Origin of the sequence: Sorangium sp. So ce363 (genome assembly GCF_051520435.1) — a bacterium.
In the GTDB taxonomy this organism is placed as follows: domain Bacteria; phylum Myxococcota_A; class Polyangia; order Polyangiales; family Polyangiaceae; genus Sorangium; species Sorangium cellulosum_B.
This window is the reverse complement of record NZ_CP150333.1, coordinates 4,663,748-4,676,168: the sequence shown is the minus strand read 5'-3', so window position 1 is coordinate 4,676,168 and position 12,421 is coordinate 4,663,748. Positions and strand designations below refer to the sequence as shown.

The 12,421-nt window shown below is 67.5% G+C and carries 11 protein-coding genes; 5 read left to right on the top strand and 6 right to left on the bottom strand.

Annotated elements, in window-relative coordinates:
* Positions 1-197 precede the first annotated feature (197 nt).
* Positions 198-746 (bottom strand): DUF305 domain-containing protein, encoded by a 549-nt coding sequence (locus tag WMF12_RS17805; RefSeq protein WP_437872728.1) that lies wholly within the window; start codon positions 744-746, stop codon positions 198-200.
* 543 nt (positions 747-1,289) lie between these two features.
* Between WMF12_RS17805 and WMF12_RS17800 the strand changes: the two genes are divergently transcribed.
* From WMF12_RS17800 to WMF12_RS17785, 4 genes are all read left to right on the top strand, one after another.
* Positions 1,290-2,555 carry an FG-GAP repeat domain-containing protein gene (locus WMF12_RS17800; protein WP_437873865.1) on the top strand — a complete coding sequence of 422 codons (1,266 nt, stop codon included), beginning with the start codon at positions 1,290-1,292 and terminating at the stop codon, positions 2,553-2,555.
* A gap of 554 nt (positions 2,556-3,109) precedes the next feature.
* Positions 3,110-3,952 carry a hypothetical protein gene (locus tag WMF12_RS17795; RefSeq protein ID WP_437872727.1) on the top strand — a complete coding sequence of 281 codons (843 nt, stop codon included), beginning with the start codon at positions 3,110-3,112 and terminating at the stop codon, positions 3,950-3,952.
* A 248-nt stretch (positions 3,953-4,200) separates the two neighbouring features.
* The gene (locus WMF12_RS17790; protein WP_437872726.1) at positions 4,201-5,439 is read left to right on the top strand and encodes a cysteine synthase family protein; all 1,239 of its coding nucleotides are present in this window, start codon (positions 4,201-4,203) and stop codon (positions 5,437-5,439) included.
* Positions 5,426-6,739, top strand: coding sequence for a hypothetical protein (locus WMF12_RS17785; RefSeq protein WP_437872725.1), 1,314 nt, complete (start codon positions 5,426-5,428; stop codon positions 6,737-6,739). Before WMF12_RS17790 ends, WMF12_RS17785 begins: the two co-directional genes overlap by 14 nt.
* A gap of 102 nt (positions 6,740-6,841) precedes the next feature.
* On the opposite strand, the gene WMF12_RS17780 is transcribed toward WMF12_RS17785, so the two are convergent.
* Both WMF12_RS17780 and WMF12_RS17775 read right to left on the bottom strand, forming a co-directional pair.
* Complete coding sequence (locus WMF12_RS17780) at positions 6,842-8,029, bottom strand: aminotransferase class V-fold PLP-dependent enzyme (RefSeq protein WP_437872724.1); 1,188 nt, start codon at positions 8,027-8,029, stop codon at positions 6,842-6,844.
* A 386-nt stretch (positions 8,030-8,415) separates the two neighbouring features.
* Positions 8,416-8,955 (bottom strand): substrate binding domain-containing protein, encoded by a 540-nt coding sequence (locus tag WMF12_RS17775; RefSeq protein WP_437872723.1) that lies wholly within the window; start codon positions 8,953-8,955, stop codon positions 8,416-8,418.
* A gap of 132 nt (positions 8,956-9,087) precedes the next feature.
* Here WMF12_RS17775 and WMF12_RS17770 point away from each other — a divergent pair, with 132 nt between their 5' ends.
* Positions 9,088-9,570, top strand: coding sequence for a hypothetical protein (locus WMF12_RS17770; RefSeq protein ID WP_437872722.1), 483 nt, complete (start codon positions 9,088-9,090; stop codon positions 9,568-9,570).
* A gap of 8 nt (positions 9,571-9,578) precedes the next feature.
* Here WMF12_RS17770 and WMF12_RS17765 read toward each other — a convergent pair whose 3' ends face one another.
* From WMF12_RS17765 to WMF12_RS17755, 3 genes are all read right to left on the bottom strand, one after another.
* Positions 9,579-10,946 carry a multicopper oxidase family protein gene (locus WMF12_RS17765; RefSeq protein ID WP_437872721.1) on the bottom strand — a complete coding sequence of 456 codons (1,368 nt, stop codon included), beginning with the start codon at positions 10,944-10,946 and terminating at the stop codon, positions 9,579-9,581.
* Positions 10,947-10,978: 32 nt separating this feature from the next.
* Positions 10,979-11,455, bottom strand: a complete 477-nt coding sequence (locus WMF12_RS17760; RefSeq protein ID WP_437872720.1) for a hypothetical protein — start codon at positions 11,453-11,455, stop codon at positions 10,979-10,981.
* Between the two features lie 250 nt (positions 11,456-11,705).
* A complete protein-coding gene (locus WMF12_RS17755) occupies positions 11,706-12,392 on the bottom strand; it encodes a TetR/AcrR family transcriptional regulator (protein ID WP_437872719.1) in 687 nt (228 codons plus the stop codon).
* Positions 12,393-12,421 lie beyond the last annotated feature (29 nt).

The following is a 12,421-nucleotide window of genomic DNA, read 5'->3' as shown; positions in this document are numbered from 1 at the left end:
GCGACGCGCGCAGATGGCGCCCCTCGCCCGGCAGCCGGTGTCGGGCTCAGCGGGCGGTTGTGACCGATCCAGTCACTTCACCATGTTTGATGTGGCCGTACCTGCTGCTCCTCGTCGAGGCTCGCCTCGGCCCGGCGCCACCCCTGCGATGCCGAGGGCGCCGCCGGCGCCGGCCCGCCGGAGGGCAGGCGCGGCCGTTACTCTTCCGGATACCACGCCGCTCGCCACGCCTTCATCTGGTCGATCTCCCTCTGCTGTGCCTCGATGATGCCGGCGGCGAGCGTCCTGATCTCGGCGTGCTCGGCCTTCTGCTGGGCCATCTCGGCGGCGTCGATCGCCATCTCGTGGTGCGGGATCATGGCGTCGATGAACGCCCTGTCGAACGGCTCCGCCGTCTTCAGCTCCTCGCTCTCCCTCGCCATGTCCATCGTGGCGTCGTGCTCCATGCCGGGGAGCATGGGCATCTCGTTCATGGGCGGCGTCTCGCCGCTCCCATACCACTGTTCGCGCCAGCTCTTCAGCTGGCTGATTTCCTGGTTCTGGGCGGAGACGATCTCGTCGGCCATCGCCTTGAGCTCCGCGTGCTCGGCCCGCTCCTGGGCCGTCATGGCCATCATCACGGCGCCCTCGTGATGGGGCGTCATCATGTCGATGAACTGCCGATCGAACGGGGCCGAGGCCGCTTCCCCACCGCCCGTCGTATGACCGTCATGCTCGTCCGAGGACGACTTGCCGCACGCGTTCACGAGGACAGAGGCTCCCGCGAGGACGAGCGCGGCGAGCAGGCGGTCTGGACGTGAGCCCAGCCTTCGCCCCTCGAGCGCGCCTCGGCGCAACGGACACGACAACGAAGCGCGGCGCTCACGGGCCGTGGCACACCCCCCGTCGGGTTCGATCGGTCGTGAATGCAGACTCGGAATCATGGCATCCTCCGGTGTCAGTGGACCTGACCGCCGATGCGAAAGCAGTGCCGCCCTTTCCCCCTCGGGAAGGGCGTCCCATCGGCCAGCTCATGCCCACGCAGAGCGTCCTCGAGCGGTCAAGATGCCGCAGGTGTGGCGTGTTTGTTCGCGTGCTCGTACAACCGCTAGATTGAACCCACGTTGTCTCCCATGGGCGAGCCTCTGCCCTTCCAGGAGGGATTGTTGACACATCCCACGGGTCGCACCCGAGCCTTGCGGGCCCTGGCAGGCCCCTCGGAGCGAAGAAGTCTGGACGAGAGCCGTCCGTGCGCCGGCATGCGCCTTGCCATGCAACTTGGTTGATCGACTTGGCATCCCAACGTGCTGATGGGCTATCGCTCGGGCCAGGTCGCCATGCACCCACGGTGCTCGTGGCACGCACATCTCCATGAGATTTGCCGCCGACGGGGAGGACGTGGCGCCCGACTCGTGCCATCGGGACGGTCTTGGGCTCACGTGCTCAACCCCGCAGAGGGGTCCCGGCAGCGGACACTGGGTGCCGCTGTCTCCGAACGAGCCGGCCTACGCTGCTTGGTAAAACTCATGATGCTCGCGGGTGTGCTCGCGGCGATCCGTCCGCCGGTCTCTCGTGCGGGTAACGACCTGGACCGCGATACGGCCGGACGCGCTCTCCCGTCGCCTGGCGTGGCGGGGCAGAGGGCGAGCGACGGAGCCTGGCGGGTCTTACAAGGCGACTTCAATGGCGACGGTATGACCGACGTGCTCTGGGTCGATACCACAAGCGGCTCACTGGCCGTATGGCTGATGAACGGGACCCAGGTCCTCTGGCCCGGGCCGGAGCTGCCGGGGCTGAGCGGCAGCGGCTGGCGACCCATCAAGCCAGGTGACATGAACGGTGACGGCCTGCGGGATGTGATCTGGAACAACTCCGACAGGGGCTCGCTGGCCGTGTGGCTGATGAACGGGACCCAGGTCCTCCGGCCCGTGCCGGAGCTCCCGGGGCCGAGCGGCGACGGCTGGAACGCCATCTCCGTGGCGGACTTCAACCGCGATGGCCTGCCGGACGTGCCCTGGTACAACTCCGGGAGGAACTCGATATCCGTCTGGCTGATGAATGGAACTCAGGTCCTCTGGCCTGGGCCGGAGCTCCACGGGCCGAGCGGCGGCGGCTGGAAGGCTACCGCGACTGGAGACCTCAACTCCGACGGCACGGCGGACGTGCTCTGGCTCAACTCCGGCGAGAGCGCCATCGCCGTGTGGCTGATGGACGGGACCCGGCTCCTCGCTCCGGGGCCGGAGCTCCACGGGCCGAGCGGCGGCGGCTGGAAGGCTACCGTCGCTGGGGACTTCAACTTCGACCGCATGGCGGACGTGCTCTGGAGCAACCCCGGCGAGAGCTCCATGGTCGTGTGGCTGATGAACGGGACCCAGGTCCTCGCTCCGGGGCCGGAGATCCCGGGGCCGAGCGGCAGCGGCTGGAGCCCCGCTACGTCCGGGGACTTCAATTTCGACGGTATGCTGGACGTGCTCTGGTATAACCCCGAGAAACACGCGATCGCCGTGTGGCTGTTGGCGGGCTCTCAGGTCCTCTTGCCAGGGCCCGAGATCCCGGGGCCGGGTGATCGCCCGTAGGGTTGGCCGCCGATTACGCGCGTGCGCCGCTTTCGCCAACATCCTCGAGCACGTCGCGCGGCATGATGGGCGAGGTCCACGTGGCGAGCCAATCCCGGCCGACCCTCGATGGATCGGAGTGGCCTCCGGAGCGTGGCATCCCTGATGCATCCCGCGAGCTTTTCATGATTCCGTAGTTTCCCCAGCCCACCCTCGAGCTCGGCCCGCTGCACATCTGATCGGACGCGCGAGGACCTCGGCCAGCCTCGGCATTCGCCGCGGTGCGCGCTGCGGCCGTCCCGGTGACCCCTGCGGTCACCGCGCCGTGACCCCACAGGTCACAACTCAGGAGCGCCGAGCGGCGCTCCGATCGACGAAAACTGATGCCGTATGACGATCGCCTGTGACCGTGGAAGGCACAACGAGGCGGCCGCTTCGCTCCTCCACCGGGGCGATCGAGCCTGGCACGGGGACTTCCATCCTCCCGGCGGCCTTGAAGCCCTGGTATGGCGCTTGCGTAGTCCTTGCGCAATCATGGGGTTTTGGCCCGGCTCGGCCCGAGCAAGGAGCTCACCATGTTCATCCCTCCATCTATTCAAGGTTCTCTCCTCCTGTTGTCCGCCTCCTCCGTCCTCGCGGCGGGCTGCGTCGCCGACCCGTCGTCCGATGCGGGCGAGCCCGTCGCTGATACTTACCAGAGCTTCGATGAATGGAAGGCCAGCCTCCCGCGCGATCCGAACGACGGCGCTTATCTCGTCGACGGCGACATCGGCGTTCACGACGACGTGACCCTGAAGGAGCTCTCCGCCGTGCGCCAGCAACCGGGGGCGCTCATCGTCAACAAGCGCGACGACGGGAGCGATGACCGCTGGAGCGACGAGCAGAAGATGAACCTGACGTATTGCGTCTCTCCGCGGTTCGGCGACGATCATGACGCGGTGGTCGCCGCGACGCGGTCGGCCGAGTCCAGCTGGGCGAGCGCCGCCGCCGTGCGCTTCGTCTACCTGCCCGACCAGGACGAGGCCTGCGAGTCCGAGGAGCATCCCGCGCTGTTCGAGGTCGTCCCCGCCAGCGGCACCACGTACAACGGGCGAGCTTTCCTTCCCAGCATGGTCGCGCGGGGGTATCACCAGGTCTTCATCGATCTGGAGAACATCGCTCGCTCCGCCTCGAAGACCTTGACCGGGGTCCTCCGGCACGAGCTCGGGCACGTCCTCGGCTTCCGGCACGAGCACGCCCGGCCGGAGGGCAACGGCGCCTGCACCGAGCGTCCCGGCTGGCGGGCGCTCACGCCTTATGATCCGGCGTCGGTGATGCACTACAACGCGGAGAGCCGGTGCGAGGGCACCAACGGGGGAGACTACGTGCTGACCTGGCTCGACATGGCAGGGGCGGCGAAGCTGTATGGCGAGCCTTGATGAGCTCCTCCGCGACGGGTGGCCGCCGGCGGCCGGTCTCCACGTTGCGCCGCCCGCGGCGCGAAGGATGTAACCGATAGGGTTACAATTCATGTGACCGATGCAGTTACCTGCAGTGGTTCGGGGACCGAAATTCGCGGGCAAATTCGCTGAAACGACCTGGCATGCACGTTGCGTTCGCGACTGCACGACTGAATTGAGCAGCTGTGGACTGGATGAGAGGCAGCAAGCGAATGGACAAGACGAACATGCATCACGGTCGTGCCTTGATCCCGACCGCCCGTAACAAGAGGACGCGAGCGCCGTCGATGGCGGCGCCGGCGCTCGAGCGCGCTGAGCCCAGGCCGCCGAGCATCGCGCGCGAGGTGAGGAGGCGGGGCACGCGAGCGCCCGCCTTCGCGCTTCGCGAGCGCAGGCTTCGCGAGCGCAGACCGCGGCTCGCCCGCGACGTGACCGAGGCCATCGGCCATGTCCCGTTCGTCCGCCTGAACCGCATGGGGGAGGTATGCGAGCGACACGACCTGTTCCTCAAGCTGGAGTCGTGCAACCCCGGCGGTAGCATCAAGGAGAAGAACGCCGCGTACCTCATCAAGGAGGCTGAAGCGAGAGGGCTGTTGCGTCGCGGCGGAACGATCGTCGAGTCGAGCTCGGGCAATTTCGGCATCGGTCTCGCCATGGTCGGGGCGGCCCGGGGCTACCGCGTGATCATCGTCGTTGATGCCAAGACCGCCCCGCCCATGCGGCGTATGCTGGAGGCCTACGGCGCGGAGCTCATGGACGTACCGCTCTCTGCAATGGATGCGCACGGATCCATGCAGGTGGCTCGCATGAGGAAGGCGGCCGAGCTCGCCAGGGAGATCCCCGGCGCGTGGTACCCTTGCCAGCACCTCAATCCTTCGAACCCTGAGGCCCATGCGCTCTACACGGCGCCCGAGATCGAGGAGGCCTTCAGCGGCCCGCCGGATGTGATCGTGCTGGGCATCAGCACGGCCGGCCAGCTCGCTGGGGTCGCGAAGTTCTTCCAGCGCTGGTACGCTGGCACCAAGCTCGTCGGCGTCGACGTGGCCGGCTCCGCCATCCTCGGAACGCCGCGCCATCCGTACAAGATGACCGGGCTGGGCCTCTCCTTCGTTCCACCCAATTTCACTCCGGTGGCGCTGGATGCCGCGTATTCTATTTCAGACCAGATGGCCTTCTCCGTCTGTCACGCGCTGGCCAAGAAGGAGGGCCTGCTCCTGGGAGCGTCGACCGGCGCGATCGTGGCCGCTGGCCTGGCCTACGCAGCGCCCTTCGTGCGGCGCCAAGAGGTCGTGATCATCAACCCTGACCGCGGCGATCGATATCTGGAGACCGTCTACAACCGGGAATGGCTCGCCGCGCAGGGCATCGAGATCCTGGGGGACGATGTCCTCATGGCGGCGATCCGGCGGCTCGAACCGGTGTCCCGCGAGACGATGATGGAGAACGCGCAGCATGAGCGAGCCTGAGGCGACGGAGATGACGGTTCGGTCGCTCTGGGCGCAGTTCCTCCCGCTGTCGCTGAGCGAGGTGACGATGGCGGCCGGCGAACCGCTCATCACGACGACGCTCGCCCACCTGCCGGAGGCCCAGGTGAACCTGGCAGCTGCCGGTGTGGCGAAGTCGCTCGCAGTGTTCTTCGAGAGTCCGATCATCATGCTCCTGCACGCCTCGAACGCGCTGTCGGCTGCCGTGGCGTCCCGGAGGGCGCTCTTTCGCTTCATGATGATCGCCATAGCGGTCCTGACGGGCTGCCTCTTGCTTTTGGCGTCGCCGCCCGCCTTCGCGTTCTTGGGGCGGCATGTCTTGCGCCTCGACGGCGCAATCGGCGAACGTGCGCAGGTCGTCCTGCTCCTCTTGATCCTCTGGCCGGCCGCGATCGGATGGCGGCGCTATTTCCAAGGCCAGCTCATCCGCGCCGGCCACGCCAGGCAGGTGGGCCGGGCGGGCCTGGCGAGGCTCGCCGTCGTCGCCGCCGTGCTCGCCGTCGGGTTCGCGACCGGCATGCCAGGCGCCTGGCTCGCGGGCACGGCGCTCCTCCTGGGCGTGATCTCCGAGGCGCTGCTCGTGACGGTAGCGGCCAGGAAGCTCGGCACAGCTCACGCGCCGCAAACCGCAGACGCGCGCGACCTCCCGACGGATGTCGCCGGCGTCTGGCGGTTCTACTGGCCGCTCGCCAACTCCATGCTCGTGGTCTGGGGCGGACGCGCGATCCTCGTGGCGCTCGTGGCACGCGCCGAAGATGCGTCCGTCGCGCTGGCTGCCTGGCCCGCCGCGTGGGGCTTCGTGCTCTTGATCGCGAACACGACGCGCATGGTCCAGCAAGTCATCATCCGCAACCGCGCCCAGGCGTCGGACGGCCTCCTGGTTCGGTTTGCCCTGAGCGTCGGAGTACCCTGTACATTGCTTCTGCTCGGCATCGCGGTAACGTCGCCTGGGCGGCTCTTGCTGAGTGCCTTCCTCGGGCATGACTCGTCCCTTCTGGCAGGAGGTTTGCCCGTCGTCCTCCTTTGCTCCATCGTGCCGATGTTCATCTCACTTCAAAACGCGGTTCAGGGGTTCCTGATCAGCGAAGGTCGCACGAGCCGGGTCAATGTTGCGACATGGCTCGGAACAACCGTCCTCCTGGGCGCTGCTGCCTCGGGGATCCGAGCAAAGATGCCCGGCGCCACGGCGGCCGCGGTGGCCATGCTCGCGGCCCTCGCCGCCGAAGTCCTATGGCTGAGTCTCGGGCTGCGCCAGCGTGCCGAGCGGGCTCAAGCGCACTGACCGGGAGGCTCTCTTGCCCCCATGCCTCGGGCGAACCCGCCCGCCGGCGTTCACGATGCTGCGTGGTCCGTTTTTCGCGGTGCGCGCTTCCGGCGTCCTCTGTCAGCTTCGAAACCGATGGGCGACATCCACCAGAGCTCTCGCCAAACGGTTGACGTCATCGACCGAGGTATACAAGGCAGGGGTCACCCGCACGCAGTCACCTTTCGCGAGCCCGCCGCGGCGCACCGTGAAGATCCGGTGCGCGTCCATCAGATAATCGGCGATCGCCACGTTGTCGGCCTCCGAGGTTCGCCCGGCTATCCGGAACGACGTGATCGCCCCGTACATCTCCGGCTCGTCCGGGGTCAGCACCTCGACGTTACCAATCTGTCTCACCCGGCTGACCCAGCAATCCCGCAGGTAGCGTAGCCGGGCCTGCTTCGCCGCAGCGCCCAGCGCGAGATGACAGTCCAACGCGACCGGCAGGGTAAGGAAGGGGGCGATGTCGAGCGTGCCCGAGTGAACCCGGGAGCGCACGTCGTCTGCCGGGTGGAACTCGTCGGCGAGGAAGCGGTCGATGTCGGCGGTCCGACCCTTGCGGATATAGAGGAAGCCGACGCCGAGCGGTGCATTGATCCACTTGTGCAACGAGAACCCAGCAAAATCCGCGTTCAGGTCGCCGATCGTGAAGTCCAGCTGACCCCAGGAGTGGGCCGCGTCGACGATCACATCCACGCCGGCGTCCCTGGCCATGGCGACGACCTCGCGCACGGGCACAACGAGGCCGGTGCGATTGTTGATATGAGTGAGCAGAAGCAGCTTGACCCGTGGGTGCTCGTGCAGCGCCCTGGCATAGGTGTCGAGGACGACCTGCCTGGTCGGCGGTTCCGGGATCGAGATGGTCACAACGTCCACGCCGCGCCGATCGCGCAGCCAGTTGAAGGCGTACTGGCAGCTGTAGTAGTCGACGTCGGCGTACATGACAGCGTCCCCGGGGCGCAGCCGGTTATAGCCCGCGATGAGGTTCTGCAGCGCCTCGGTGCCGCCCCGGGTGAGCGCAATCTCCTCCTTCGACACGCCCGCCACAGCGGCGAGCCGCTCGCGGACCCGTTCCTCCTCGCCCTTGTAGGTGGTACGCAGCAGGTACGAGCTCGAGTCGTTGAGCCGCCTGGTGTTGCGCAGGTACTCACGGTACACCGGCTCAGGCATGATTCCATAGTAGCCGTTTTCTAGGTTGGTGAAGTCTGGACTCACCTGGTACTGGCGAGCGATCCTGCGCCAGAACCGCTCGTCCCGCGCCAGCGCCATCGGGTCGCTCCCCGCCGGTGCAGCCACGGGGGTAGCGTCTCCCGCCTCGGGATAAGCTGCCCGGCATGCTCCAAGGGCAGCGGCGACCGTGGCGATTTCAGCAAACAAGCGACGCCTGGATAGGGTCATCCAGTTCCTCCATCAAATCCGGCATGGCTACGTGTCCACCCGTCAACTGGCGAGTTCGCCCCTCTATCGCGCACGTCCTCGTGTGCCTGGCGAGGTCATCAGGCATGAAGGCACCAGGTCCCACGGCCGCCGGTATACCCGGCACCTCCTGGCGAGATCGTTAGCTGATCATCTTGGGACCGACCACCGTGAAGTATCCGCTCGGCGACCCCCTCAGGCCAGTGGACGGGCGCTCGCGTCGGGCTGCGCCAGGCGTCTCACGAACGGGGTGATCCGAGCAGCGTGGAGGCGAAGTCCAGGAAGACCCGCACCCTTGGGATGACGTGCCGCGGGCTCTGGTAGAGCGCGTGGATCGGACGCTCGTCCACGGCGAACTCATCGAGCACGGTGTCCAGCGCCCCTGACGCGAGCTCGGGCGCGATCATGAAGTCGAAGACCCAGGCGAGCCCGGCGCCAGCCACGGCCAGCGCCTTGAGCGCGTCGCCGTCGTTGACGCTGAGAGAGCCAGTGGGCTCGAACCGGAGCGTCCCGCTCTCTGCGCGGAAACGCCATGGCACGACATGGCTCTCGCGGACGAACGCGAGGCAACGATGCCGCTGGAGGTCCTCCGGCGTCGCCGGCGGCCCGCTCCGGCGCAGGTACTCCGGTGAGGCGCACACGAGCATCCGCGTGACGCCGAGCCTCCGCGCCACGACCTGGGCGTCCCGGAGATGCCCGATCCGCAGGCTGACGTCGACCCCCTCCGCTGCCGGGTCGATCACCGCATCCCGTAGCCGGAGATCGTGCGCGCCGCGCACGAGTCATGTTCGTGGGACGAGATCGACCCGTCGCCGCGCGCCGGGTATCCCTGCTCATGCGGCGGGCGCCTTCTGACCAGGTGAGGCGAGGCGCCAGCACGACCCCCAATCCTCAATCGCAGAGCTTCATTCATGCAGACATCCCAGGACAGCACAGCAGCACTCACGCGGAAGGCAGCGCTCGGCGGCATCGCCGTGATGGTGCTCACCACCGTGCATCACGCGATCGGCGCCGTGGTTTACAGGACGCCCTGGCGCCTGCACATCGCTTTGCTCAGCGTCCCGACGATCGCGGTGATCCTCGGCGCCCTCGCCGTCCACCGCCGCCGCGCGGGCGCGCCAGCCGGGCGAGCTTCGTTCGTCGTGCTCGTCGCCGTGCTGGCCCTCATTCCGATCGCCTGGATCGGGGTGTTCGAGGGCCTCTACAACCACGTGGTGAAGGATGCGTTGTACTTCCTCGCACCTCGGTCGCCGGCGCTCCTGCGCCTCTTTCCACCGCCCACCTACGTGATGCCGGACAATGCGATCTTCGAGATCACGGGTGTCCTTCAGGTCATCCCGGCATGGGTCGCCGCCGCGGCGCTCGCGCGACGCCTGCTCGACCTCCGAAGGTGAGCGGGTCCTCAGGGCCCGACGTGGATCTCGCCCATCATGCCGCGCTCGGTGTGCTCGAGGATGTGACAGTGATACATCCACATGCCCGGCTCATCGAAGCGCGTCACGATGCGCACGGTGGACCGCTGCGGCAGGATCACGGTGTCCTTGTTGGCGAGCTCCTCGTCGGCCACCGGCACATCGTCCCTGGCCAGGACCTGGAAGAAGAAGCCGTGGAGGTGGAACGGGTGGTCCATCTCCGCGTCGTTCTTCAGGTCATAGACATGGACCGAGCCCTTCTCGACGTCGAGCGGCGGGACGTCCGGAAACGCCTTGCCGTCGATCGTGAACGTCAGCTTGCCATCGACATACCCCTCGTCGAACGTGATCGTCGCCTCCGCCGGCCCGCCCGGTAGCCGCTCGATGGCGGGGCCCGTCTCGGGGAGCGTGCGCCCGGACAGCCCGGGCCCCTCGCCGATCCGCACCCTGGCGAGCGGCATCGGCTCGGCCAGTCCGGTGTGGTGCCCGCGCTCGTAGGGCTCGTTCATCAGGGTGAGCTCCGTTCCCGGCTCGCCGTCGGCGATCAACAGCACGTCGTAGCGCTCGCCGGGAGAGACCAGGAGCCTCTCGGCATCGTACGGCTTCGGGATCAGCCCGCCGTCGGTGCCGATGACGCGGAATGTGTGGCCCGGGAGCGCCAGGTTGAAGAAGCGCCCGTTCGCCACGTTGACGATCCGGAGACGCGTGAGCCCGCCCGGTTGCACATCGAGCGCTGGCATCACGTGGCCGTTGACGAGCACGACATTGCCCTCGCGGCCCATCATGATCGTGTCGTCGTCGAGCTCTTCATTGAAGGTCCCGTCCTTGTTCAGGAACACGTCCCCGAGCACGGCGATCTTCTCGACATCGGCCTCCGGCTCGTTCGGTCCACGCACCCGGATGAGGCCGAAGAGCCCCTTCTGGATCTGCTCCGGCTCCATCACGTGCGGGTGGAACCAGTAAAACCCCGCGTCTCGCAGCGTGAACTGGTACGTGAACGTCTCGCCTGACGCGATCGGCTCCTGCACGGCCATCACGCCGTCCATCTCGTTGGGCACCCGGATGCCGTGCCAGTGGATGGTCGTCTCTTCCGGCAGGCTGTTCTTGAAGTGGACGATCAGCGTGTCGCCCACGTTCGCCTCGACGAGGGGCCCGGGGACCGCACCGTTGTAGGACCAGACCGTGGTGGTCGTGCCCTCCAGGTAGGTCTTCTCTGCCTCCTTGGCCTCGAGATCGACCTCGACGATCCTGGGATCGGGGTTCCTGTCGGGCGCGGCGGCGGGCTCGCCCCAGGCATCGGGGGCGGGCGGCTCCTCTACCCGATCGGCGGCGCACCCGGCCGCGAGCAGCGACAGCAAGGCGACGCCCGAAAGAGCACGCGAAAGCCGTATCAATGTTCGCTCTCCTCGTCGGTGGGGTTGCCGGACATCTCGTTGGAGTACCCGGAGTAGGCCTCGCCCACCTTGCAGCGAAGACGGTACGTGTACTCCATGTCCTCCGTCGCCTCGGAGTCCATGTAGGCCTTCTTCGATCCTGCGACGGTGAAGGCGACGGCGTAGTCGTGCATCGGGTCCTTGCGCTCGGCCTCGATCTGATCGCACTCCGGCTGCGGCACCCACTCGACGTGAAGCACGTCCAGCATCGGCATCACGAACGACAGCACCGGCGCGTCGGGCGCCGTCGCCGGAGGCCCGCCGCCGCTCCCGCCTCCCTCTCCAGTACCGCCGTGCCCCCCCGTGCCGCTCGCAGCTCCCGCACCGCCGCCCCCTCCCGTTGCGCCGGCGGAAGAACTCCCCGTCTCCGAGCCTCCGCAGGCGGCGAGGGCGAGGCCGACGGCGGCGAGGCCGATGAGTCGAGAGTAAGCCATGACGGTGTCTCCTTGCTGGTTCCTGGTGTCCCCTGAATGTAACCTATTTGGTCACAGCGGCGAGGTGCAGCGGCACGCCGCCGCTTGTTCTAGGCACCAGCGGGCCAGGCGTGACGCGCGGACACGTTTTTTTCGCCCGTGTCGCCCAGAGGCGGATGCCCGCTACGCTCTTCGATCCGTCCGCTGACCGGCAAGGCGAACAGGTTTGATCTCCGTAGCTTCCGCCTGGACGTGCTGGCGCGGCTGCGCCTCACTCGCTCCGCGTCCGTCCGCTCGCCGCGGCCCGCTCGTCCGCGAGGACCCGCTGCAGCAGCGCCGTGCTCTCCTCCGCCATCCGCTCCGGTGAGCACGGCATTCCCTTGTGGACCCAGCTCGTCATCAGCCGCACCAGCGCCGCCGCCGCCGCCTCGCAGCGGAGCATGAACAGGGCGCCCTCCTCCGGCGCCATCCGCGGAGCGTACAGGCGGCAGATGCTGCCCTGAAGGATGTCCTCCAGGGAGCGCGTCAGCACCCGCTCGCTCTTCTCTGCGGACAGGAGCTTGCGCACCAGCTCGTGCATCTCGGCGAGGTGGCGGTAAAACGGCAGGAAGTCGAACGGACGTCCCGCATCCCGCAGGGACAGCGCCCGCAGGTGCTCGTGTCCGAACAGCAGCAGCTGCTCCTTGTTCTCGTAGTGCGAGTAGAACGTGGACCGCCCGACGTTGGCTCGATCGATGATGTCCTGGATGGACACCTCGTCATAGCCCTTCTCCAGGATCAGCGAGACCAGGGCGTCCGAGAGCAGCTTCCGGCTCTTCTGCACGCGCCGATCCTGCACGCGCCGATCCTGCACGCGCCGATCCTGCACGCGCCGATCCGCGATCTTGCCGGCGGCCCGCGTCCTGTCGCCGCCCCTGTCCCTGTCCTCGTTTCCGGACTTTTTCGAGCTCTTGTTCACTAACGTTCAATCCGCGGTCCGTGTCGCTA